The organism is Mycobacterium shunyiense, assembly GCF_058270075.1.
In genome coordinates, this window is sequence record NZ_JBZDPU010000040.1 from 432,773 (window position 1) to 454,260 (window position 21,488).

The following is a 21,488-nucleotide window of genomic DNA, read 5'->3' on the forward strand; positions in this document are numbered from 1 at the left end:
TGCGTGCGGGTAGGCGCGCGGGTATCAGCGATTGTCGGCGTATTTTTCTGCGGTCTGGTCGCTGCCGGGTTTCTGTTGTCCGACTACTACCGTCTGCGTCCGTTTCTGCTCCACCCCGTGATCTTCGGCGTGGCAGGTTGCGTGGCGCTGGCCATCGCCTGGGGGTTGGGGATTCGTCAGCCGGTGGTCAAATGGCTGGGCGTGGTGCTGATCGTGGTGATCGGCGTGGTGTGGGGCGGCATGGCGTGGTTTGCGATGTTGCTTGCCAGCGGCGGACGTGGGAAAGAGAGCCAACGGCTCCCATCACCGAACGGTGACATGGAGCTGGTCGTGTTCAGAGGCGGCGGGATCACGATCGACCCGATCACGTCGGTGCAGGTGTACACCGACAACGGTCTGCTGTCGCGGGAGAATTATCTGGGTTGCGTCAACGGCGACCGTGACGGGCTCAAAGATGTCGAGTGGACCGGTCCGAGGACGGTGCGGGTCGAGCTGTTGCGTGGCGGACCGACCACCATCACGCTGGACGACCGAGGTCGGCCGGATCAGACCATCAGTTGTTGAACCGGGCGATGAGTTTTCCGCGCGGCAGTGGTCAGACCTAGCGACTGTCCATTCCGTGAAGGAGAAATATCGTGGTTACCCGTCAGAGCGCCCCGCTGGGCGCCCCCAATTGGATCGACCTGGCCACGTCCGACCTTGAGCGTGCCCAGCAGTTCTACGGTGCGGTGTTCGGGTGGACGTTCGAAACCGGCGGTCCCGAGTACGGCGGTTATGTCACCGCGGCGGTCGATGGTCAGGTGGTCGCCGGGTTGATGCGCAATGATCCGCAGTGGAATGCACCCGATGCCTGGACCACCTACCTGCACACCGCCGATGCCGATGCCACGGTGGCGGCGACGATCGCCGCCGGCGGGAGCAATTGCGGTGGCGTGATGGACATTCCGGCCAAGGGGCGGATGGCGATGATGACCGACACCGCGAACGGGTTCTTCGGTATCTGGCAGCCTGCGGGGCACGACGGCTTCGCCCTGTTCAACGAGGCCGGCGCACCGGTGTATCACCAGCTGACCACCAGTGACTACGCCAAGGCGCTGGACTTCTATCGGACGGTGTTCGGCTGGACCACCCAGGTCGTGTCGGATACCGATGAGTTCCGTTACAGCACAGCATCATTTGATGGTGAGGAATTGGTCGGTGTGATGGACGGGGCGGCGTTCATCCCCGAAGGCGCGCCGTCGGCCTGGACCACGTTCTTCGGATCCGATGACGTGGACAAGACGATCGAGCTGTTAGTCGCCAACGGTGGTTCGGTGGTGCGTGCGGCCGAGGACACCCCCTACGGGCGGCTGGCCGCGGTGGCCGATCCGACCGGGGCCGGCTTCAATCTGTCGTCGCTGCAGGGCTGAGCGCGAAGTCGGCGAAGTCGAAGCCTGGCACCACCACGCAACTGACCAGGGCCGGCTCGTCGTCGCGGGGCTTTGCGCGCTGCCAGTGGCCGGGCGGCACCAGCAGTTGCGGGTGCTGCCCGGCTTCGATGTCCGGGCCCAGCAGGCGGGTGCCCGCCGTGTTCCGGTCCGCGCCGATCTCCAGGACCAGCGGGCTGCCCCGATGGTGGAACCACAGTTCGGCGCTGCGGACGGTGTGCCAGGCCGACTGTTGGCCAGGCATCAGCAGGAACAGGATCGCGGTGCCGGCGCTGCGCGGCCCGGAGTAGCCCGGTGGCAGCGAAGACTGGCTCACCGTCAGTTCGCTGCGCCATGTTTCTCGGTACCACCCGCCCTCGGGGTGCGGGGCGAGGTCGAGCTGTCTGGCCCAGTCGGGGAGTTCGGTCACAACCGATAGTCTCGTCGTCATGGTTCGTCTGCGTCCAGGGTGGCGCGTTGCCCCGGGGTGGTTGATCGCCCTGTGTGCCGCGGTCCTGGTGGTGGTCGCCTGGTTGCCGTGGCTGACCACCAGCGCCAACGGCGGCGGCCGGGCCAATGCGATCGGCGGGGCCGTGGGAAGCATCGTGCTGCCGCGCGGTTTCGGCGCGGGGCAGCTGATCGTTCTGTTGGGCGCCGGATTGATCGTGGCGGGTGCGATGGCCGGGCGGGGCCTGTCGCAGCGGTGGGCTTCGGCTGTGGGGCTGCTGATTTCGCTGGGCCTGGTGGCGTTGACGGTGTGGTACTACACGCTCAACGTCAAAGGCCCGGTGGCCGCGGGCTACGGGCTGTACGTCGGCGGCGCGATGGCGGTGCTGGCGGGATTGTGTTCGGTGTGGTCGCTGTTGTCGACGTTAGGTGAGCAGTGATGAGCGGATTCGTCACGCCGGTGGAGTTGACCGGGCAACGGTGGGTGACGTTGGAACCGTTGACGACCGCGCACGTTCCTGAGATCGACGCCGCGGCCGCCGACGGTGAGTTGGGCTCGCTCTGGTACACGATGACGCCGAAGCCCGGCGGTGCCGCCGAGTGGGTGCAGCGCATGTTCGAGTTGCGCGCTGCCGATCACGGCGTGACCTTCGTGGTGCGCAATCTCGACGGCAAACTGGTGGGGTCTTCCAGCTACCTGCATGTCGACGGCCCGAACCGCCGGCTGGAGATCGGGCATACCTGGTACACCGCCGCGGCCCGGCGCACCGGCATCAACGCCGAGACCAAGCTGTTGCTGCTGGGGCATGCCTTTGATGAGTTGAATTGTGTGGCAGTGGAATTCCGCACCCACTTCTTCAACTTCGCCAGCCGCGCAGCCATCGAAAGGCTCGGTGCCAAACTCGACGGAGTGTTGCGCAGCCACCAGTTGCTGCCGGACGGATCCCGCCGCGACACTGTCGTGTACTCGATCTTGGACATCGAATGGCCCGCGGCGCGGTCCAACCTGAAGTTCAGGCTGGACCGCCGCGGCGGGATCGGTTAGTCCGCGTCGACAGTGGTTGTTTCGATCGACTTGCGATCGGCACCGTGGGCCACTGCGATCTTGCGGGGCCTGGCACGTTCGGCCATCGGGATGGTGACGGTGAGGACACCGTTCTCGTACGTGGCGGAAATGGCCGACGTATCGATCCCGTCGCCGAGCGACAACTGGCGTCGGAATTTGCCGAAGAACCGCTCATTGGTGAGCCACTGCGCGGATTCTTCCGAACGAGCGGTTCGATGCGCCGAGATGGTGAGTGTGCCGTTGTCGACGTTGACGTCCACCGAACCCGGGTCGACACCGGGAAGGTCGGCTGTCAGGACGTAGTGGTCGCCGATCTTGCATAGGTCCATCGGCATGAACCGGGGTGTACGCGTTGACCCTGAATCACCTGACAGCAAACTTCTGGTCAACACATCAAGGTCGCTGAACGGATCAAAACGAAGCACAGTAATTCACCTCCCGTACCAACTCAGAGCCCGCCACCCTGGCGGGCAACCAATCACTGTGCAGCGCCGATATTAGCACTCGACTAGGTGGAGTGCCAGAATATTCTCGACGATATTTTCGGTGGTTCTTGCATTCCAGAGCGGTTTACCCGGATGTGAGACCTCTCGTGACGGCGTGCGCCGAGGCGGAAGGTTGATGGCGACGCCGTGAGCTCCACCGGGGAGCGGGTGAGTGTACGGTCGGCGCACGACGACGACGCCCCACCTCTGCCGTCGCCGACCTCGGCAGGTTCGACCAAACCAGTAGCAACCTTGTCATCGGCGGTCGTCCCGCCCGGGGCCAGATGAAATCGGTTGCGTTGGTGCCACGGGCGTTTAGTAGGGTGGCGGCATGTCGAGCCCCGAAGCGCACAAGATGGGGGCTTTCGGTCACGCCGTCAGCCCCCTGAATCACTGACTCCTCAGTTTTCCGCACTCCTCGGGTGCTGGCCGTGGTGACGAGACGCCTCCTGTTCATACCTTTGTCTCGGAGTCCTCGATGCCTTTTGCTCTCTATCTGCTTGCTCTGGCGGTTTTCGCCATGGGCACCTCGGAATTCATGCTCGCCGGGCTTGTTCCGGATATCGCCGCCGGTCTCGGCGTCACGGTCGGCGCTGCCGGCCTACTGACCTCCGCCTTCGCCATCGGAATGGTCATCGGTGCGCCGGCCATGGCCGTGCTTGCGCGTCGGTGGCCGGCCCGGACCAGCCTGCTCGGATGTGTTGTCGCCTTTGCGCTCTGCCACGTTGTCGGCGCGTTGACGCCGACCTTCACGATCCTGTTCGGCTCCCGCGTCGTCGCCGCATTGGCCAACGCCGGATTCTTGGCGGTGGCGCTCAGCACGGCCGCTGCACTGGTTGCGGCGGACCAGAAGGGCCGCGCGCTGTCGGTACTGCTCGGCGGGACGACAGTGGCGACCATTGCGGGTGTGCCGGGAGGCGCCGTGCTGGGCGCACTTCTGGGCTGGCGATCGGCGTTCTGGACGATCGCCCTGCTGTGCCTGCCCGCTGCACTCGGCATCTGGCACGGGATTCCCGGTCGTTCTGAAGGGAATTCGGGATCGGCGGTTGGTGACCCACCGCTACGTGGTGAGCTCGCCCAACTTCAATCGCCGAGACTGGCCTTGGCCGTGCTCCTCGCCGCACTGGTCAACGCGGGCACGTTCGCCGCCTTCACGTTTCTGGCGCCGATAGTGACCGACGTTGCCGGATTGCCGCAGCTGTGGGTGCCGGTGGTGCTGGTGCTTTTCGGGTTCGGGTCGTTCATCGGGGTCACGGTGGCCGGCCGGTTCTCCGACCATCGTCCCTGGCTCGTCATCGGCGTGGGTGGCCCGGTGTTGCTCGTCGGATGGATTGCGTTGGCCGCTTCGGCCGCTCATCCGGTGGTGTTGCTGATTCTGGTCCTGGCACAAGGAACCTCGGCCTTCGCGGTGGGAAGCACCCTGATTGCTCGGCTGCTCTACGCGGCGTCCGGGGCTCCGACCATGGGCGGCGCCTATGCGACGGCGGCGCTCAATATCGGTGCCGCCTGCGGCCCGGCATTGGGCGCTGCCTCGCTCGCAGGCTCGGCGGGGAACCTCGGGCCGGTGTGGGTAGCCGTTGCGCTCACTGGGATTGCCCTACTGACGGTGTTGGCGATCATGATTCGACGACGGACACCGCTGCGCCGGTGAGCCGCTCACCGCACTGATCGCACGTCAACACGGGGGAGAAGGGGTGTCCGTGGCCGGTGTGGGTGAGGAGCACTGCCGGGCCTTCGACGGCTGGGAACGACCGCTGCGCCCACGCCAGAGCTGTGACGAGGACGGGTAGGAAAGCGGCACCCTTCGGGGTCAGCCGGTACTGGCGGTCGTCGGTCGTGGTGAGAATCCCGTTGGCCCGGAACGTCTGAAGCCGGTCGGCGAGCGAAGCCGGCGGGGCGGACAGCACCCGTTGAAAGTCGGAGAACCGGGTGGTGCCGGTGAAGGCGGCGACCAGGATCGCAAACGCCCAGCGGTTACCGAGCACACTCATGGTCTCGGGGAACTGGCCGGACGGGGAATCGCGCCGATCGTCGTCGGAGCGCCGCCGCGTCGTCACCACGGGCAGTGAACGATCCCAGCCGCCGCTCGGTCCCCACACGGCGGTCACCTCGCCGGAAGTGGTCGGTGCATCGCAGCTGCCACACGTCAGGACCGGGGTGAAATCGGTGCCGCAGCGCAGATGCCGCATGGCAGGCAGGGTTTCGCGGTGCTCGGGCACCCAGTGACGTTCCCACTCCCAGATCGACAGCAGCACCGGCCACAGTGCCCGGCCCCGCGCGGTGATCAGGTATTCGTCGCGCGGGGGCCGCTCCTGATAGCGGTGGCGTTGCAGCAGAACGTCTTCGGTCAGAGACCCGAGGCGGCGGGTCAGCACCGAGTTGGAGATCGGCAGCCGGGTCCGGAACTCTCCGTAACGCGTGGTGCCCAGCAGGGCCTGCTGCATCACCAGCAGCGTCCATTCGTCGCCAACCAGCGCGAGCATCTGCCCGACGGCGTTGGTGCCGCCGGTGCGAGCGTCAGTCACGCACCAGCCATCGGCGCAGCTGGTCACCCGGCGCCCAGGTCGAGTGGGTCCCGCTGGAAACCCGTTCCGGCAGAGCAAGTTTGCACACCGGCCCGTCAGGAACGCGGGCGGCGTCGAACACCAGGCAGTAGGAGGCGTCGTCGTTCATGTCTGTGGTGATGGTAACCAGGTAGCCGTCGTCCTCACCGGTGCTGCCCACCCGCGGCGCCATGGCGGTCTCGCTGCCGTACACGCCGTCTTCGAAGGCATAGCGCTGTTCGGATCCGGTGTGCAGGTCGTGGCGGACCAGTCCGTCGAACAGGAACCAGCCCGGTTTCCCGGTCGCGGCGTAGGCGTAGCGGTAGTCGCGCCCGGCGTGGCCGGGGTTGATCATGCCGAATTCGGTGATGCTGTCGGATAATTGCTCTTCGCGGGTCTGGCCGGTGACCAGATTGAACCGCCAGCGGTGCAGCCGGGTCTGCATCTTGTCCAGCGCCAGGGCCGGGGTCGCGTCGCCCTGGAAGAACCCGTCGAGCACGATCTCGTCGCCGTCTTCGTAGGCGTTGGTGAAATGCAGGACGTAGGTGGTGTCGGCCTCGAACCACTTGACGTCGCCCGGTGCGCCGCGGCGGGGCAGGATGGCGAACCGGGACGGCAGGTCGCGGTGCAGCTTGGGCAGATGCACATTGCTCTGGAGGAACTTGGCGTCCCAGAACAACGGAAAGTCGTTGAGAATCACATAGTTTTCGGTGAACGCCATATCGTGGGGCAGTCGGGGCCCGGGCAGTTCGACGTCGACGTAGTGCACCAGGCGATTGTCGGCGTCCACCACGCCGTAGTGCATGTACGGCGCCTGCTTGCCGTAGTTGAAGAACAGCAGTTCGCCGGTGGCGTCGTCGGCTTTGGGATGCGCCGAGACGCCCCACTCGGCGGGAAACGCCCCGCCCCAGTCCTCCTTGCCCAGGGCATCGCCGGTGTACGGGTCGATGCGATACAGGTCGCCGCACTGGTAGAAGCTGGTGAGCGCGATGCCACGGTGCACCGTCACGTCCGTGCTGGAGGCGTCCTTCATCAGCGTGCGCGCACCCCAGCCGTGGTCGCGTTTGGCCAGTTCGATCGGTTCGGCGATTCCCGGCCACAGCGGCCCGCCCGCCTCGATCTCGGCCAACAGTCCGTCGGTGGGGATGAACCTGTTGCGGTAGAACGCTTTTCCGTCCCGGAAGCCGACGATGTGCAGCATGCCGTCACCGTCGAACGGATGGTAGGTCTGCAACGCCGGATGCAGTGGGTTCTCGGTGTTACGGAGGTAGACACCGTCGAGGTCGGTCGGGATCTCGCCGTCGATCACCCGCAGGTCGTCGGCATCCCATTCGGTGGTCTGTGGCCGCCACGCCCCGGTGCGGTAGGGGTGGTCGTCGTCCTCCGGCAGGGTGGACAGGTACTTGGCGACGACTTCGGTGTTCATTGCTGGGCTCCTCCCACGACGAAGCTGACGGTGGTGGCGGTGCTGCCGCCGAAGTTCAAGGTGCCGAACGTCTTTGCGCCCTCGACCTGATAGGGCCCCGCGGTAGCGCTGATTTGCTTGGCGGCGTCGAGCAGCATCCGGACCCCCGATGCGCCGACCGGGTGCCCGCCGCCGATCAGCCCGCCGCTGGGGTTGATCGGCAGCCGACCACCGATCTCGATCTCACCGTTCTCGATGGCCTTCCAGGATTCGCCGGGGCGGGTCAGTCCGATGTGGTCGATGGCCAGGTACTCGCTGGGGGTGAAGCAGTCGTGGACCTCGAACCCGTCGAGGTCTTCGAGCGTCACTCCGGCGCGGCCGAAAGCGTCCAGCACTGCGTGGCGCACATGCGGAAGCAGATACGGATCTGCCGCACTGCGGTCGAGTTTCTGTTGCAGACCCAGACCGACGGTGCGGTGGCCCCAGCCGTCGATACGCGCGATCGGTCGGGCTTGTGGATGCGCGCGCAGGTACGTGTCGCTGACCAGCACCACTCCCGCTCCGCCGTCGGTCATCTGGCTGCAGTCGAAGCGGCGCAGGCGCCCCTCCACCACCGGATTGGTGGCGTCGTCGTCCCCGATCGGGTCGGGCACCGACCAGTCGCGGGTCTGCGCGTTCGGGTTCGCCTTGGCGTTGCGGAAGTTCAGTGCGGCGATGGCGCGCAGATGTTCGGCGTTCAGGCCGTAGCGCTGGTCGTAGGCGTCGGCCACGTCGGAGAACATCGACGGCCACACGAACCGGGCGTCGTCGGCTTCGTGACCGGTCCACGCGGCAGCGCCGAGGTGCGCGGCGGCGGTGTTGCCGGGCACTGTCTTCTCCAGCTCCACCCCGATGACCAGGGCGCTGTCGTAGGCGCCCGAGCGCAGGTCGGCGACGGCCGCCAGAGTCGCGACGCTGCCCGACGCACATGCGGCCTCATGCCGAGATGCCGGGGTTTCCCACAGGTCGGGATGCACGGTGGCCGGCATGGCGCCGAGGTGGGCCTGACCGGCGAACAGGTCGCCGAAGGCATTTGCGACGTGGACGACGCCGATGCGGGCCGCGTCGATGCTCGCGCTGTTCAGTGTGTGGTCGACGACCTCGTGGGTGAGTCCGGCGAAGTCCACCTGCTCACGGGTGAGGTTGCGGCCGAAATCGCTCTGGTAGCCGCCGAGAATCCAGACATCCTCCATGGCGGCGACGCTACTACAACTAAGAGAGTGACTAAAGGAGATCAACGAGAAAACGCCGTGGCGGGAATCCAGGTTCAGATTCCCGCCACGGCGTTACCCGTGATCAAGCCGGCTCAGTCGTCCCAGCCGTGCCCGTGCCCATGGCCATGGCCGCGGCCATGCCAGCCGTTGTCCCAGCCGTTCCAACGGCCCCAGCCGGGACCCTCGACACAAGCCTGCACGTAGCCATACGGACCGGTCGCGCAGATCTCAGGGCCTGCCGAAGCCGGAGCGGCTGCCGCCATCGCCACGCCAACCGGAATGGCCAGCGTGCCCAGCCCGATAGCCGCGACCTTCTTCAATTTCGAACGCATATTTCTCGCCTCCGGGTTTGTTAGCTGTGTACGAGCTCAAGACCCCCGTCTGTAGATAACATTAGTGCATCTCACGATGTTCCTGGGAATCGCCTGGCACCTCCTCGTGCAGCGGATTTGCTCACAAGAAACTCTTCCCGGTCAGGGCATTGAATTCATTTGCCAAGGAAAACGGGGCCCGCCGGCATCTCTTCGGAGTGTTGCCAGCCAGTGGCTGTGACACGCGTGTCGCGTGATGCGTTCGATGGTGTCTACGAGTTTTGCCGGCACAGGCGGTCTCCATTCCAGGACCGGATCGACGGGAGAGGATCGGTATGGGGGCGCTGGACGGCAGGACGGCTTTGATCACCGGGGGAGCGCGTGGGCAGGGGCGTGCGCATGCACTCACGCTCGCTCGCGAAGGCGCCGACATCGTGGTGTGCGACGTCGTCGCGACCTCCTCGATCGGCGCTGGTGAAATCGTTGGTGCACGAGGTGGCCGAATACGGCATCACGGTCAACGCGGTGCTGCCGTCCGGCGTGAACACCCCGATGATCCACAACCCGGCGACCTACAAGGTGATCCGACCGGAGCTGGAAAGCCCCGGCCTCGACGATGTCGAGGAGATGTTCACCCAGGGTTGGCCCCGCCCCGGTCTACTTGAGCCGCGAGAAGTCGCCCGATGCCGTGCTGTACCTGGTGTCCGATCGGGCTGGCTGCAGACCGGTGCGTCGATGATTCTTCCCAACGGGCCGAATTAGCCCGCGGCGCAATGTGATCTGATGCCGGCGGGGCCGCTCAGCCCCGCCGGCATCGGTGCCGGTCTCAGCAGCCGCAGCTGCAGGAGGCCTGGGCTTCGGCACTGGCCTCACCGGCATCCGCTGCCGCAGACCCGGGTCGCCAGTCGAACGGGAAGTGCTTGCTCGAGGCGCCGGTGCGCTCGTGCGACCACTCGAAGCCCACGGCGTGGTCTTCCTTGACCACACCCCAGGTGGCCACCTGGCCCGGGCCGACCTCGGCGCCCGGCGCATTGACGGTGGTCACCCGGCGGTTCGGGTCTGCTGTCGGGCCGGTCAGGGCCTCCACCTTCAGATCCACCTTGCCGGGGATCTCAGCGCGCCAATAGGCGAGATCCTCGGCGGCCTCGAAGTTGATCGGGGCGTATTCGATGCCTCGCATCTCGGAGATCAGGCTGGCGAACTCCGCCGGCCAACCGCCTTCCTTGCCGGTGAAGATCCGCTCGAGCGCGTCGCGCTGGGCGGCATCGCCCTTCTCGTCGATGTAGAACATCAACTTCATCGTCGCGTTCGGGTCGCCGATCCACATGTTGCCTGCGAACTCACCGAGGGCAATCACGCTGAGGCCCGCCAGGTCGGTGTCGCCGTAGTGTCCTTCGCGGACATGCCACACCAGGTTGAACAAGCAATCTCCGTGCGTGGGCTCCTGGGCGAAGCTGCACGGGCAAGGCAACTTGCAGCTGCACACGTCGAACCATTCTCCGCGCAAATGCCAATCGACCTGTGTCGACGAAGTGGTCATCGATTCCGCTCCTTCCGTTGAATACCCCCTGGGGGTATCTGACACGGTGAACGTAGCACCGGTGAAGACTGGAGCGCAAGTACCCCCTAGGGGTATCCTTTCGGCATGTTCACCAGGATGTGCATCGGTGTACTGGCGGTTGTTGCTACCGTGTCGCTGGCATCGTGCGGCGCAACGGCCGAGGCGCCGTCGGCCGCACCTGCCAGCACAGGGACGGCAGCCGTCACCCTCCACCGACTGGTCAGCCCCGACGAATTCGCCACTGCCATAGCCGAATCCGATCGGGTGACGATCAACGTGCACGTGCCCTTCGAAGGGGACATCGCCGGCACGGACCTGTCGATTCCGTTCGATCGGATCGTCGAGCAGGCTGACCGGCTGCCCGCCGATCGCCGGGCCCCGATCGCGATCTACTGCCGAACCGGCCCCATGAGCGCGACAGCCGCCGAGGCGCTGAGGTCGCTCGGCTACACCGACGTCGTCGAACTCCAGGGTGGAATGAAGGCCTGGCAGGCCAGCGGTCGACCGCTGGTAGGGACCTGAGCGTGAGCGGTTGACCTAGCGGTGCATCGGTCTGTGGACAGGGTCAGCAGACGGCGCAGGATCCACACCACCCGCGCCAGCGATGCGACGGCCGCGCCGATGATGATCGCCTGCAGCCACCACCAACCGGCATCGAGATTGGCGTCGGTCATCAACCCGACGATCGCCGCGACGAACAAGGCGAACAGGGTGGGCAGCGCCGAGATGAATGCGGTACCCACCCGGCGTTTCTCGTTGGCGGCTAAGAGCTTGTCCACGGTGGTCATCGGCGCTCGCAACAGGTTCACCAGGACGCCGACCACGATCACGGCCAGCGGCGAGCCCGCCCACTGATGACGAAGCCAGTTGTGCTGCAGCCTTTCCCGCAAGCTGAACTGCACGACCGGGCGCCTATTCGCGTTCATCGCCGGGGATCGCTGTGAAGGTGTCGGCATAGGGGCCCGGGTGTCTGGAACCTCGGCCACCGCCGAAAACAGGTACTCGCGGTTGCGAGTCAGCGACTGTGACAACAGCTCTCGCGCATAGGTGGTCGAGCGGTCCGGATCGTTCAAGCGGTCGGCATCGACCTGGGTCTTCTCCACGAACCTGTCTTCGAGTAGGTCGACCGATTGTGGGCTGCCGCTGATCAGCCGACGACGTGCGCGCTCTCGAACCCCGACAGTGCGCCCGACCCCCGCAGGGTGTCGACCAGTTCGCGGATCCTCCGGCGGATCGCATCCTTCTGTTTTCGGTGCCCCGATGCCGACCGCCATCTCGAGCTTGTGTTCCAGATAGTCGCTCTGGCCCTGACGTTACTGGCGGCCGCCGACAAGATCGGGGGACTCGCGAAGTATCACGACGACCCTGCCGACGGCCCGGGTGCCGCCGATCGGCGCTCGGAGCGAGATCGAGTCATCCCATGATCGCGGCGAACTCGACTCTGATCTGATCTGCCAGCTTCGCCCACGGAACAGTGACTGCCTTGAGTCCTCTGCCGAACTGGAACTCCGGGAAATGGATCTCGATCCCCGTAGTGGTAGGCCTCCAGGCCTTGAAGTTGACCTCGACGGGTGCGAACTGCCCTTGGCGTTTCCAGTCGCGGACATGTTCGGGCGGTGCCACGGCGGCGACTGCTTCGGCGACTCCGTCGCCGAGCCGGGCAAGGCCGGAGGTCTTGTCGACGAACAGGTTGTCCCACGTGATGGGGACACCGCTTCGGCTGTCACAGACAACGCTGGAGACCGACCGCATCGGCATGTTCGGTTCGTCTGTGTCGTACTCGCTGGTGAAGATTTCAGACACGGCGGCAGGGGAGAAGTACAACGTTCCGTTGGCATCGTAGGTCCACGGCCGCCGAGTCGATCCGTCCCACGTGGCCTGCTGGACCAGGCGGTTCGCTTCATTGTCGAGGTGATCATTGATGCTCGCGGCGACCGCGGCATCGCCGCCCTCGACGTGTTGATAGTGAACTGTCCAGGTGCCCAACCCATCTGGACTCCGCCCTGTGATCACCGTGGCCGAGGCCGAAAGGTTGTCGGCGCGAGCCGCAGGTACCGCCAGACCGGCGGTCACCGCCGTGAGGGCGACCGCGGCGAGGCTCAACAGGATCCTTGGACGGCGCACGAACAGCACGTCTGGCCTCGCTACTTGAGCTCGACGTTGCTGGCCAGCCAGCGACCGTCGAGCAGTTCCATCGTCATCGCCACTCGGCTACGGTCCATCCGGGGTTGAGGACTCGCGGTGTTGGTGATCCATTGGTCGACGAACAGCACCACGTCGACGCGGTCCTTGGCTGCGGACTTGACGGCAGAATCGATAACCGTGCCTTTGCTCATCGCCTTGTTGTCGATGAGAACCTGCCGGAGCTGACTGGCCGACTGGCTGTACATGTCTTTGAACTGACCGGTGGAACTGCTGACCACTTCGTTGAAATTCTCGTCGACCTTGTTGGTGTCGATGCTGGTCAATACCACCGCGAAGTGCTGGGCCGAAGACAGCGCCTCACGACCGGCGTTGTCGATGTCGCGCTGCTGTTTGAGCTGCCAACCGAAGAAGCCCAAAAGTCCGAGACCCGCGACGGCCAACAGAACGACAGCACCGCGGCCGAGATGGCGCACCCACCGTTTGCGCACAGGCTGATCGGCGTGCGGTTGCGGGCCGGCGCCGGTGAGATCGGGGTCCTCGGCCTCCGCTGTTTCGTCCGGCTCCGATTCGGCAGTGCTTTCGGTGGCGGCCCGGTCTTCTTCCGGGAGCACCTCGGCGACGTCGGTCGCAGGCGTGAACGTCTCGTCGGCGGGATCCTCGCCGGTATCGGGAGGACCGTCGGAATCGGCGATCCTGTCGAAGACGTCCTTGGAATTCCGTCCAAACAGCTTGGTCGCCATCTTCATCTCCTTCGATCGATCGGTATGGGCAGCCGTGGCGCTCAGCCGGGCGGCTTCGGTCCGGGCCAGCCGGGCGGTACCGGCCAGTCCGGCGGATCAGGTGGCAACTGAATCGGGAAGGGCGCGCCCCCGAACGGGGTGGGTATGAGGCTGTTGGCCGGCGGTGTCGGCATGGTTTGCGCGAGCGGGTCGTATTCCGGTGGCGGGCCGGCAGTGTCGTCATCCGGCGGTCTTGGCGCATTGCGAGCACCGCGGACCAGCACCGAGGGATCGGGGTTCTTGCAGTAGGTGTACAGGAACGGCTCGGGATAGTTCGGCAGGAACGGTGGTGGCCGCGGCAGATCGTAGTCGCAACCGTAGCGAGGGTAGATGTCCACGATGACCCACGCGCCGCCGTCGTGAACGACTTTGGTGATGGCCCCCAGGGCGGATCCCCCGCGCTGCGAGTTCACGATTTCGTTCAAGGCGGGCACGCGAGCAGAGGCGATCTGGGCGACGGTCGTGAGATTGCCGAGCAGTTGGACCATAGTGTCGGAGTTGTCGGCGATGACGCCGTCAACGGCGTTCAGCGGTGCACCACCTCGGTCCACCAGAGTGCGGAATCCTCCGTCCATCGTGTTCACACCGCGCAGGATTCGATCCAGGTTCTTCGATGTGATGTCCAGGCTCGGTGCGGCATCGGCCAGTGTGGTCAATACGGTTCGGCTGTTGCGAAGAACGCTCGTGGTCTGGGGCAGCACCGAACCGACAGTCGAAAGCAGGAAGGCCCCGCCGTCGAGTAGCGCGGCGAGTTTCTGCGGCCCCTGTTGTGTGACGCGCAGTTCATCGGTGATGGCGCGCAGCTTCTCGGGGTCCAGTTGGGCCAGCAGCCCATCGGCATCTCCGAGCAGATGTGCCAACGACACCGGTGTCGATGTGCGATCATCGGTGATGACGCTGCCGTCGACGAGGTCCGGCCCGCCCGCTTGTTCCGCCTGGAAATTGAGGTATTGCTCTCCGGCAGGCGACAGCGCTGAAACGTTGACTCTGCTTCCCTGTGGAATCCTTGTGCCACCGTCTATTTCGGCGGTGGCGATCACGCCGTTGTCGGTGAAGTTGACCGAGGTGACCTGGCCGACGGGCACGCCACGCAGGGTGACGTCCTGATTGGGCAGCAACCCGCCGGATTCACGCAGAAGCACCGTGACCGCGAACGACGACCTGGCCGGGTTGATGTCGAGCGACCCGACGAACACGTAGCCGCTTGCGATCACCAATGCCAGCACGAGACCCGCTACCGCCGCCGCGACGCGGTGACGAGACACCGCCCGTACGCTGTCCACGGTCAGCCGCGCCAACCGTTCCACTGGACTGGGTGTGCCTGCCATCAGCGGGGCTCGTGCTGGGGGCCGTAGATCTTGCTCAACAGCAGGTTCCATTCGTATCTGAGACTGCCGACCATGGCGTGCCAGTCGGTGCCGTCGGCGCCGTGGAACATCGGATCGCCCGGGTAGTTCATGTCTGGTAGCGCACCGAACGCGAGTTGACGGACATCGGCTACAGCGTGGATGTTCGAGCCGCTGGTCATTTTCGCCAACACCGGAATGACTCGAATCCAGGCATTCGCATTGACGTTGGGATCCACCACCACGTCGTTCAGCGCCACCGACAGCGCATTGAGGTCAGCGATCATGCTGCGCGTGTCTGTCCCTTGAAGGGACGGAAACCGGTTCAACTGGTTGGTGATCCGAGCGACCCCGTCGGTCAGGTCGGCCAAAGTCGCGGTGTTGTCTCGGATCACCGCAGTCGCAGGCACCGCGGCTTGGATCGTTTCGTCGATTGAGTGCTGCCGCGCGGTCACCGTCGCGGCCAGGTCCGAGGTATTGCGCATGGCTGTGTCGATCTCGGCCGACCGCGCGTTGAGCCGAGAGATCAGCGTGTTCGACTCATCCAGTAGTGCAGCGACTTTGGCGCCACGTCCACCGACCGCGTCACCGGTTCCGTTCACGACGGTCACCAACCGGCGGATGGCGCCGCCATTGACGAGCAAGGCGGCTGAACTGAGCGCATCTTCGATGGTCGCCGCCGAGGTGGTGGAGCGCAACCCGATAGTGTCACCGTCGCGCAACCGCTGGGCTTCTGCGGCCTGCGTGGGGTTGGGGCGGATCGCGACGAAGATGTCGCCGAGCGGTGTCGCAGAACGCAGCTCGACCCTGGAGTCGGAATACACCGGTGCGTCGGCGTTGATCCGCATGACAACCCGGGCGGTGAAGTCCTGTGCCCTGATGGATTCGACCTCGCCGATATCGGCACCATTGAGTTTGACCTTGGCCTTCGTGGGCAGGTTCATCGCGTTGTCGAACTCGGCGGTGACCGTGATCGCCTGGCCGACCTGGCCCGGCGCGGGCAGCGGCAGACTTTGGAGGCCGGCCCCGCAGCCCGCGAGGATCAAGGTCGATGAGAGTGCCGTCGCGGTCAGGCAGTGGCGGCGAAACATCGTGGTGGTCAGTGTCATTGCGGCACCCCTGCCATGTTCTGGAGCAACCCGGCCATGCTGTCCACAAATAGGCCTGCCCCGAATCCCGGTGCGGCATCGGCGATTGTGCCGGTGTTGCAGCCCAGATCCTTGATCCCGGCGAGGTTGCAGGCATCCTTGGCCATCTGGCCATTGAGGAAGAACTTGTCGATCATGGCGTGTATTCGTAGAGCACCGGCGTTCTGATCGACGGCGTTGTAGATGTTGGTGCCGAGCATCGGCAGGACATCGATGATCTCGGCCAGCTCGCGACGATAATCGTTGACCGCCCCCATGAGGCTTTGGAAGTCGGTGGCGGTGGTCTTCAGCCCGTCTCGGTTTTTCTCCAGCAGCGACGCGGCTTGCGCGAGTATGTCGTTGAGCTGGCTGCCGGCATTACCGCTGCCCAAGTTCTCGTCGGCCACGATGGTGCTCAGTTCGCGGATGTTCGTTCCGAATTCACGGATGGCGGTGTCGTTGTCTCTGGCGGCTTGCGTCAATGTCGCCAAGCTGGCGGCGATCGACTGGATGTTCTCCTTGGTGGCGGCGCCGTTGTCCGAGCCGACACGCAGGGCCGCAGATAGTTGGTCGAGTGCCGACTTGATGTCTTGGCCGCTGCCGGACGCGATCTTGGCGCCGATCCCGACGAGGTCGGCCATCGGCCCTTGTCCCTGCCCGTCGCCTTTCAGGGCCACAGAGAGCTTGTCGGCCATGGCCAGCGTACGGTCGAACTCCACTGGTGTCCTGGTCCGGGGCAAGCCGAGGACATCGCCGTCACCGAGCCGGGGGCCCGACTGGTAGGCCGGGGTGAGCTCGACGTGGCGATCGGTCAGGACCGAGGTCGAGATGGTGACCGCCTGAACGTCGGCAGGTACCGCGACATCGCGGTCGATCGCGAGTTTCACCTCGACAAAGGCATCTTTCGGAGTCACGCTGGTGACCTTCCCGATCGGCATGCCGAGTACCGCGACGGCGTTGCCGGGATACAGCCCCACCGCATCCTCGAACTGTGCGGTGACGGTAATCGGAGTTCGGTCTTTGTCGGGAAACAAGAGCACGGCGGCAGCGACGATGGCGCTGACCGCAGCGCCGACCGCGAGCAGTTTTGTGATGGTGCGCTTGGTCATCGGGGCAACCTCGCTGGATCAGGGGGCGGCCACCCAGGGAACGGATCAGGGGCCGGAGCACAGTTGGTGAAGTACTGAGCGAGGCTGAACTGCTTGGCGCGCTGACTGATCGCGCACATCCACGAGTCGACCAGGATCCCCGCAGGCAGATTGACGTCCAGCGCGGTTCCGCTGCCGCTGACGTTGGCCATGTTCCGGAACGCAACCGGGGCGGACTGCAGGAATGCGCGCAGCATGGCGTCGTTCTTGGCAGCCATGTCACCGAACTTCTGGAGATTGACGAGCATGGTGTCGATCGACGGCTGGTCGTTCAGAATGCTCTTGATCGTGTTGATCAACTCGGTTGCCGCGGCGAACATGCGGTGTACCGCTTCGCGGCGAGTCGCAATTTCACTCAACAGATCCCGGCCCTGCAGAACCAGGGCGCCCAGGTTGGCTTGTTGGTCGCGCACCATTGCGGTGACGCTGTCGACGTTGCGGAGCAGGGAACCGATCTGGTCACGACGCGTGGACACAATGTGGGCCAGGGACTGGATGTTGGCCAGTGCTTGAGGCAGCGCCTCGGGGACGCCGTCGAGGCCTTGGCTCAACGTCGACATGGCATCGGCCACGCGGTCGGCGTCTACTTGTTCGAATGTGGTGGTTGCGCCCGCGAGCGCTTCCTGCAAGTTGTACGGCACTGCTGTGTTCGCCAGGGAGATCGTGCGGTTCTCGATGTGGCCGGCACCAGCCGGCGACAGTTCGAGATAGCGGCGTCCCAGCAGTGTGGTGAGCTTGATCGCCACGTGCGTCTGTTCGCCCAGGCGCACATGGTCGTGCACCCGGAACGTGACCACGACATGATCGCCGGCCAATTCGATTCCGGTGACCTGACCGACGCCGATTCCGGCGATGGTGACCTGGTCGCCGGGGCTGATCTGTGCTGCTTGGGCGAACTCTGCACGGTATGTCGTCTGCCCCGCCGAGAGTTTGCCGATTCCGAAGACCGCGGCCACCGCCAGCGCAATCACGACGATGGTCGCGGTGCCGAGGCGAATCTTGTTGTATTCCTCGACAGGTCGTTTGAAGCGTTGGAGCATGGTGGCGGTCACTTACTGCAGATCGGTGAGTGTTGGACGATGTTTCCCGGCGACGCGAGCTTGACGACACCGGGAATGACTCGACCCAGGGACGCGAAGATCGTGGCGTTGACGTCGCAGATGAGACCGTCGACGTAAGCACCGCTCTGTGTTGCGCGGGCCAGTCCTTTCCAGATCAGGATCAGGTTGGCGGTGTACATCGAGAAGCGGTCCCGACCCGGGCCGGTCACGTGCGCGAGGAATCCCGGGTCCCGCTGGATGAGTTGTTGGAGGTCGGGGTAGATGGCATTGGCGATCTCCGCCAGTCGTCCCATGGCGGCGTTGATCGAGCCCGCCGAGGACACCAAGCCTTCACGTCTGCCGGCGAGTGTGCTGATGGCGTCGCGTGATTGACTGATGACGGTCTGTAGATTGCTGTTCTGCTTCGCCAGGACGGTGGTCACGTCGTTGAGGTTGTGGATGACGTCGCCGAGGACCGCGTCCGGTCCGGCAAGGGTTTGCGCGAGGGCCGAGGTTTGGGTGATCAAGGTCAGCGCTGAACCGGAATTGCCTTGTAGCGCTTCGACGATTCCGTTGGTCAGGTTGTCCACCTGTTGGGGGCTCAACAACGTGAACAGTGGTTCGAACCCGTTGAGCAGGTTGGAGATATCGAATGAGGGCCGGGTTTTCTCCACGGGAATCCGGCCCCCGTCGGGCAGTGGGGTGTGGTGTTGAGCGGTTCCCGGTGACAATCCGACGTAGCGCTGGCCGATGATGTTCTGGTAGGTGACTGTCGCGGTGGTGTCGTCGTAAAGCGTGTGGTCACTGGCTACTCGGAACGTCACTCGCGCCAGGGTGTCATCGAGGTCGATATGGTCCACCCGCCCGACCCGGACTCCGGCGATGCGTACGTCGTCGCCGGTCTTCAGGCCGGAAACATCGGTGAACATCGCCGAATAGCTGTTGGTGGCCCCCGTGATCTCGCGGCGCAGTGTCACGTAGACCAGCCAGGTTGCCACGGTCGCGGCGATCAGGAACAGGCTCAGCATGATCGATGATCTGCGGTATTGCATCACGGCCCTTCCTGAGCGGGTGCCAGGTGCACGGCAGACCCGCGAACCAGTGGCGCGAACAAGAGCTCGGTGGCGACATTTGTGTTGCCGCCCAACAGGTAGCCCAACTGATTCTTCTCCTGACGACTTCCGACCGGCCCGATGTTGCCGCCGATGATCGCCGCCTGGGGGACGGCGCCGGAGTCAGGAGGAGGGGCCTCCGCCTGCAGTGGCGGGGGCAGCGGCGGAGGAGGTGCCTGCGAACTGTCGGGCGGAACGGCGCCAGGGGGCTCGCCGGGTTGTGCCGGCCCGTCCGGGCGAGGCGCATCCGGGGGAAGTACCGAGCCGCGAGGCGGCGCGTAGTTGGGCCGATTCTCGTTCACGCCGGGGGGAAGCGGAAGCCCCACCGAACCCAACGCCGGAGTCAACGCCGGGGCCGTCGGCACTTCGGGGGCGGTGAAGCAGCTCGGGCCGAGCATGTCTCCGTATCGTGGGCAGTCGGCGCGGACGTAGGTTCGGCTGGGGGTGAGGGCGACCACCGCCTTTGCCTGGATCTGGTTGGTCTCCCAGTTCCACCCGCCGTCCACGAAGGTGGTGACCAGCTCTTGCGCGTTCATGAGGATGGAGTGGATGGTGCCGCCGTGATCGGCGAGGGTACCCAGGACGGGGGTCAACTTGGTGGTGATGTTGATCAGCCGGTCAGATTGATTGTCGAACGCGTCACCGACGTTGTGGATGGTTCCGCTTGCGGCAGAAAGGAAGTTGGTCAACTGCACTTGCTTTTCGGCCAGTGTGCGCATCGGTCGCACGGCGACGTCGAGAGAGTCGAGCAGTTCGGGGGCCGTCGTTCGCAAACCGGTTGTCGCCGCGGTGAGTGCCGAGATCGTGGACGGTCCCGGTTCGTCCGAAACAACGGTATTCAGCTGTGTCACAATCTCATTGAGATCGTGAGCGGCGGCCTGCAGGCGGTCACCGCGGCCGCTGGTGGCATCACCCAACGTGGTGAGCCAGCCGACACTGTTGTCGTTGGGTTCCCGGCCGATCGCGGCCAGCACCTGCCGGAATTTCTCCACCGTCGTCTGGAACAGCACGGTAGGCAGGGTTTGATCTTCGTGAATGACGGCGCCGCCACGCAATGGCCGAGATTTCGTCCCGTTGTCGACCAATTGCACCGACGACACGGCGAACACGTTGGACGGCACTACGCGTGCGGTGACCGTGTCCGGGATTCCGGAGGCATACTGCGGCTTCAGGTTCAGTCTGACGATGTTGGGATGCCCGGATTGTGCCGGGGTGACTCCCGAGACAAATCCGACGAGGACACCGCGGAACTTGACGTCCGACTTGGTCGGCAAGCCGTCGCCGACATTGACCAATTCCGCGCTCACCCTGACGAACGGATCAAGTGCGCCACGGGATTTCGCGATCAACAGCGATACCGTCGTCGCTGCGATTGCCACGAACACCATGCCCACCACGGCGAGTCTCGCGGTGGATGGGCCACGGCCTTCGGCGTCGAACGAGTTCGGCATTTAGCCCCCGAACCTCGCGCCGGCATCGACGCCCCACATCGCCATGGTCAGCAACGCGTTCAAGATGACGATCACGGTGATCGTCGCGCGCATCGCGTGACCGGCTGCCACCCCCACTCCTTCGGGGCCGCCTGAGGCGAAATACCCGTAATAGCACTGGGTAGCCGAGCCGACGAAGATGAACACGACCGCCTTGATCAGGGCGTAAACGACGTCGCGGCTGCTACTGAACAATTCGAAATAGTGTTGGTAGGTTCCGGGAGAAGTGCCGGCGATCACCGCCACCACACCGCGGGCGGACAGGTATGCGGTGGCCAGGCACACCATGAACAGCGGAATGCTGGCCGCCATGGCCGCCAGGACACGAGTGGTCACCAGATACGGAACAGGTCTGATCGCCAGTGCGTCCATGGCATCGATCTCTTCGGCGATGCGCATGGCGCCCAACTGTGCGGTGAACCGGCACCCGGCCTGGGTCGTGAAGGCCAGAGCGATCATGATCGGCACCAGTTCGCGAGTCGAACCCCAGGAAGACAGCAGACCGGTCGCCGGCCCGAGTCCGAGGAGATTCAAAGCGTTGTATCCCTCAACCGCCAGAAGTGCGCCGGCGGTGATGCCCAGGACCACGGCGACACCCACGGTGCCGCCGCCGACCACGATAGATCCGTTGCCCCAACTGATATCGGAGAGATTTCGGAAGAATTCGCGGCGGTACCGGCCGAGGGTCAGGGGGATCGCCAGCAGAATCTGGCCGAAGAAGTGCAGCATGTGCCCGGCCCGGGCCAGGGGGCGAATGACTGTGTCGGCAGCCTGCACTGCGGGGCCGACAAGCGGCGGGCGAAATGATGCGGCGACGGCCATGT

Annotated in this window: 24 protein-coding genes and 1 pseudogene; 8 read left to right on the forward strand and 17 right to left on the reverse strand. The window is 64.9% G+C overall.

Annotated elements, in window-relative coordinates; translation table 11 throughout:
• The first annotated feature begins 3 nt into the window (after window positions 1-3).
• Both AC4ELH_RS32600 and AC4ELH_RS32605 read left to right on the forward strand, forming a co-directional pair.
• Entirely contained in the window at window positions 4-564 is a 561-nt protein-coding gene (locus tag AC4ELH_RS32600) for a hypothetical protein (RefSeq protein ID WP_498888968.1), read from the forward strand.
• Window positions 565-635: 71 nt separating this feature from the next.
• Complete coding sequence (locus AC4ELH_RS32605) at window positions 636-1,409, forward strand: VOC family protein (RefSeq protein ID WP_064887298.1); 774 nt, start codon at window positions 636-638, stop codon at window positions 1,407-1,409.
• On the opposite strand, the gene AC4ELH_RS32610 is transcribed toward AC4ELH_RS32605, so the two are convergent.
• Window positions 1,384-1,836: a cupin domain-containing protein gene (locus AC4ELH_RS32610; RefSeq protein ID WP_064936043.1), complete on the reverse strand. Its 453-nt coding sequence runs from the start codon at window positions 1,834-1,836 to the stop codon at window positions 1,384-1,386. The two genes, AC4ELH_RS32605 and AC4ELH_RS32610, sit on opposite strands and share 26 nt — an antisense overlap.
• Before the next feature lie 19 nt (window positions 1,837-1,855).
• Between AC4ELH_RS32610 and AC4ELH_RS32615 the strand changes: the two genes are divergently transcribed.
• On the forward strand, window positions 1,856-2,293 hold the full coding sequence (locus AC4ELH_RS32615) for a hypothetical protein (protein ID WP_064881348.1): 438 nt from the start codon (window positions 1,856-1,858) through the stop codon (window positions 2,291-2,293).
• Complete coding sequence (locus AC4ELH_RS32620; RefSeq protein ID WP_064881350.1) at window positions 2,293-2,898, forward strand: GNAT family N-acetyltransferase; 606 nt, start codon at window positions 2,293-2,295, stop codon at window positions 2,896-2,898. Before AC4ELH_RS32615 ends, AC4ELH_RS32620 begins: the two co-directional genes overlap by 1 nt.
• Here the strand turns inward: AC4ELH_RS32620 and AC4ELH_RS32625 are convergent.
• Window positions 2,895-3,344 carry an Hsp20/alpha crystallin family protein gene (locus tag AC4ELH_RS32625; RefSeq protein WP_064881352.1) on the reverse strand — a complete coding sequence of 150 codons (450 nt, stop codon included), beginning with the start codon at window positions 3,342-3,344 and terminating at the stop codon, window positions 2,895-2,897. The genes AC4ELH_RS32620 and AC4ELH_RS32625 overlap by 4 nt on opposite strands.
• A 538-nt stretch (window positions 3,345-3,882) precedes the next feature.
• Here AC4ELH_RS32625 and AC4ELH_RS32630 point away from each other — a divergent pair.
• Window positions 3,883-5,055, forward strand: coding sequence for a Cmx/CmrA family chloramphenicol efflux MFS transporter (locus AC4ELH_RS32630; RefSeq protein ID WP_448441782.1), 1,173 nt, complete (start codon window positions 3,883-3,885; stop codon window positions 5,053-5,055).
• Here AC4ELH_RS32630 and AC4ELH_RS32635 read toward each other — a convergent pair.
• The 4 genes from AC4ELH_RS32635 to AC4ELH_RS32650 all read right to left on the reverse strand — a co-directional run bounded on the left by AC4ELH_RS32635 (window position 5,021) and on the right by AC4ELH_RS32650 (window position 8,937).
• Window positions 5,021-5,929, reverse strand: a complete 909-nt coding sequence (locus AC4ELH_RS32635; RefSeq protein WP_498888972.1) for a winged helix-turn-helix transcriptional regulator — start codon at window positions 5,927-5,929, stop codon at window positions 5,021-5,023. The genes AC4ELH_RS32630 and AC4ELH_RS32635 overlap by 35 nt on opposite strands.
• The gene (locus tag AC4ELH_RS32640) at window positions 5,922-7,373 is read right to left on the reverse strand and encodes a carotenoid oxygenase family protein (RefSeq protein ID WP_448441786.1); all 1,452 of its coding nucleotides are present in this window, start codon (window positions 7,371-7,373) and stop codon (window positions 5,922-5,924) included. Before AC4ELH_RS32640 ends, AC4ELH_RS32635 begins: the two co-directional genes overlap by 8 nt.
• Complete coding sequence (locus AC4ELH_RS32645; RefSeq protein WP_448441788.1) at window positions 7,370-8,584, reverse strand: acetyl-CoA acetyltransferase; 1,215 nt, start codon at window positions 8,582-8,584, stop codon at window positions 7,370-7,372. The genes AC4ELH_RS32640 and AC4ELH_RS32645 overlap by 4 nt, the downstream gene beginning before the upstream one ends.
• 113 nt (window positions 8,585-8,697) lie before the next feature.
• Entirely contained in the window at window positions 8,698-8,937 is a 240-nt protein-coding gene (locus AC4ELH_RS32650; RefSeq protein WP_448441790.1) for a hypothetical protein, read from the reverse strand.
• Window positions 8,938-9,251: 314 nt separating this feature from the next.
• Between AC4ELH_RS32650 and AC4ELH_RS32655 the strand changes: the two are divergent.
• Together AC4ELH_RS32655 and AC4ELH_RS32660 are read left to right on the forward strand one after the other, a co-directional pair.
• Window positions 9,252-9,362 (forward strand): annotated as a pseudogene (locus AC4ELH_RS32655) (SDR family mycofactocin-dependent oxidoreductase); the annotation flags it as partial.
• The gene (locus AC4ELH_RS32660; RefSeq protein WP_448442414.1) at window positions 9,316-9,678 is read left to right on the forward strand and encodes an SDR family NAD(P)-dependent oxidoreductase; all 363 of its coding nucleotides are present in this window, start codon (window positions 9,316-9,318) and stop codon (window positions 9,676-9,678) included. The pseudogene AC4ELH_RS32655 and the gene AC4ELH_RS32660, both read left to right, overlap by 47 nt.
• A 64-nt stretch (window positions 9,679-9,742) precedes the next feature.
• Here the strand turns inward: AC4ELH_RS32660 and AC4ELH_RS32665 are convergent, their stop codons facing one another.
• Window positions 9,743-10,456 carry a DUF1326 domain-containing protein gene (locus tag AC4ELH_RS32665; RefSeq protein WP_448441792.1) on the reverse strand — a complete coding sequence of 238 codons (714 nt, stop codon included), beginning with the start codon at window positions 10,454-10,456 and terminating at the stop codon, window positions 9,743-9,745.
• Between the two features lie 105 nt (window positions 10,457-10,561).
• Between AC4ELH_RS32665 and AC4ELH_RS32670 the strand changes: the two genes are divergently transcribed.
• Complete coding sequence (locus AC4ELH_RS32670) at window positions 10,562-10,999, forward strand: rhodanese-like domain-containing protein (protein WP_448441794.1); 438 nt, start codon at window positions 10,562-10,564, stop codon at window positions 10,997-10,999.
• Here AC4ELH_RS32670 and AC4ELH_RS32675 read toward each other — a convergent pair.
• The 10 genes from AC4ELH_RS32675 to AC4ELH_RS32720 form a co-directional block, all read right to left on the reverse strand.
• Entirely contained in the window at window positions 10,924-11,580 is a 657-nt protein-coding gene (locus AC4ELH_RS32675; RefSeq protein ID WP_448441796.1) for a hypothetical protein, read from the reverse strand. The genes AC4ELH_RS32670 and AC4ELH_RS32675 overlap by 76 nt on opposite strands.
• 310 nt (window positions 11,581-11,890) lie before the next feature.
• The gene (locus AC4ELH_RS32680; protein WP_448441798.1) at window positions 11,891-12,601 is read right to left on the reverse strand and encodes a DUF3298 domain-containing protein; all 711 of its coding nucleotides are present in this window, start codon (window positions 12,599-12,601) and stop codon (window positions 11,891-11,893) included.
• 20 nt (window positions 12,602-12,621) lie between these two features.
• Entirely contained in the window at window positions 12,622-13,362 is a 741-nt protein-coding gene (locus AC4ELH_RS32685) for an Rv1363c family protein (protein ID WP_498888976.1), read from the reverse strand.
• 41 nt (window positions 13,363-13,403) lie between these two features.
• Window positions 13,404-14,729: an MlaD family protein gene (locus AC4ELH_RS32690; RefSeq protein ID WP_498888978.1), complete on the reverse strand. Its 1,326-nt coding sequence runs from the start codon at window positions 14,727-14,729 to the stop codon at window positions 13,404-13,406.
• Window positions 14,729-15,856, reverse strand: coding sequence for an MlaD family protein (locus AC4ELH_RS32695; protein ID WP_498888980.1), 1,128 nt, complete (start codon window positions 15,854-15,856; stop codon window positions 14,729-14,731). The genes AC4ELH_RS32690 and AC4ELH_RS32695 overlap by 1 nt, the downstream gene beginning before the upstream one ends.
• Window positions 15,853-16,983: an MCE family protein gene (locus AC4ELH_RS32700; protein WP_448441806.1), complete on the reverse strand. Its 1,131-nt coding sequence runs from the start codon at window positions 16,981-16,983 to the stop codon at window positions 15,853-15,855. Before AC4ELH_RS32700 ends, AC4ELH_RS32695 begins: the two co-directional genes overlap by 4 nt.
• Window positions 16,980-18,074: an MCE family protein gene (locus tag AC4ELH_RS32705; protein WP_234793686.1), complete on the reverse strand. Its 1,095-nt coding sequence runs from the start codon at window positions 18,072-18,074 to the stop codon at window positions 16,980-16,982. The genes AC4ELH_RS32700 and AC4ELH_RS32705 overlap by 4 nt, the downstream gene beginning before the upstream one ends.
• On the reverse strand, window positions 18,071-19,114 hold the full coding sequence (locus tag AC4ELH_RS32710; protein WP_498888982.1) for an MCE family protein: 1,044 nt from the start codon (window positions 19,112-19,114) through the stop codon (window positions 18,071-18,073). Before AC4ELH_RS32710 ends, AC4ELH_RS32705 begins: the two co-directional genes overlap by 4 nt.
• Complete coding sequence (locus AC4ELH_RS32715) at window positions 19,114-20,625, reverse strand: MlaD family protein (protein ID WP_498888984.1); 1,512 nt, start codon at window positions 20,623-20,625, stop codon at window positions 19,114-19,116. The genes AC4ELH_RS32710 and AC4ELH_RS32715 overlap by 1 nt, the downstream gene beginning before the upstream one ends.
• Window positions 20,626-21,486 (reverse strand): ABC transporter permease, encoded by an 861-nt coding sequence (locus tag AC4ELH_RS32720; RefSeq protein WP_448441812.1) that lies wholly within the window; start codon window positions 21,484-21,486, stop codon window positions 20,626-20,628.
• Between the last annotated feature and the right edge of the window lie 2 nt (window positions 21,487-21,488).

What these genes read in the sequence shown, in the direction of transcription:
- AC4ELH_RS32615 (WP_064881348.1), top strand. Translation starts at nt 1,856, where the DNA reads ATGGTTCGTCTGCGTCCAGGGTGGCGCGTTGCCCCGGGGTGGTTGATC.
- AC4ELH_RS32660 (WP_448442414.1), top strand. Translation starts at nt 9,316, where the DNA reads ATGCACTCACGCTCGCTCGCGAAGGCGCCGACATCGTGGTGTGCGACG.
- AC4ELH_RS32665 (WP_448441792.1), bottom strand. Translation starts at nt 10,456, where the DNA reads ATGACCACTTCGTCGACACAGGTCGATTGGCATTTGCGCGGAGAATGG.
- AC4ELH_RS32690 (WP_498888978.1), bottom strand. Translation starts at nt 14,729, where the DNA reads ATGGCAGGCACACCCAGTCCAGTGGAACGGTTGGCGCGGCTGACCGTG.
- AC4ELH_RS32695 (WP_498888980.1), bottom strand. Translation starts at nt 15,856, where the DNA reads ATGACACTGACCACCACGATGTTTCGCCGCCACTGCCTGACCGCGACG.
- AC4ELH_RS32670 (WP_448441794.1), top strand. Translation starts at nt 10,562, where the DNA reads ATGTTCACCAGGATGTGCATCGGTGTACTGGCGGTTGTTGCTACCGTG.
- AC4ELH_RS32650 (WP_448441790.1), bottom strand. Translation starts at nt 8,937, where the DNA reads ATGCGTTCGAAATTGAAGAAGGTCGCGGCTATCGGGCTGGGCACGCTG.
- AC4ELH_RS32620 (WP_064881350.1), top strand. Translation starts at nt 2,293, where the DNA reads ATGAGCGGATTCGTCACGCCGGTGGAGTTGACCGGGCAACGGTGGGTG.
- AC4ELH_RS32640 (WP_448441786.1), bottom strand. Translation starts at nt 7,373, where the DNA reads ATGAACACCGAAGTCGTCGCCAAGTACCTGTCCACCCTGCCGGAGGAC.
- AC4ELH_RS32685 (WP_498888976.1), bottom strand. Translation starts at nt 13,362, where the DNA reads ATGGCGACCAAGCTGTTTGGACGGAATTCCAAGGACGTCTTCGACAGG.
- AC4ELH_RS32630 (WP_448441782.1), top strand. Translation starts at nt 3,883, where the DNA reads ATGCCTTTTGCTCTCTATCTGCTTGCTCTGGCGGTTTTCGCCATGGGC.
- AC4ELH_RS32710 (WP_498888982.1), bottom strand. Translation starts at nt 19,114, where the DNA reads ATGCAATACCGCAGATCATCGATCATGCTGAGCCTGTTCCTGATCGCC.
- AC4ELH_RS32715 (WP_498888984.1), bottom strand. Translation starts at nt 20,625, where the DNA reads ATGCCGAACTCGTTCGACGCCGAAGGCCGTGGCCCATCCACCGCGAGA.
- AC4ELH_RS32700 (WP_448441806.1), bottom strand. Translation starts at nt 16,983, where the DNA reads ATGACCAAGCGCACCATCACAAAACTGCTCGCGGTCGGCGCTGCGGTC.
- AC4ELH_RS32645 (WP_448441788.1), bottom strand. Translation starts at nt 8,584, where the DNA reads ATGGAGGATGTCTGGATTCTCGGCGGCTACCAGAGCGATTTCGGCCGC.
- AC4ELH_RS32720 (WP_448441812.1), bottom strand. Translation starts at nt 21,486, where the DNA reads ATGGCCGTCGCCGCATCATTTCGCCCGCCGCTTGTCGGCCCCGCAGTG.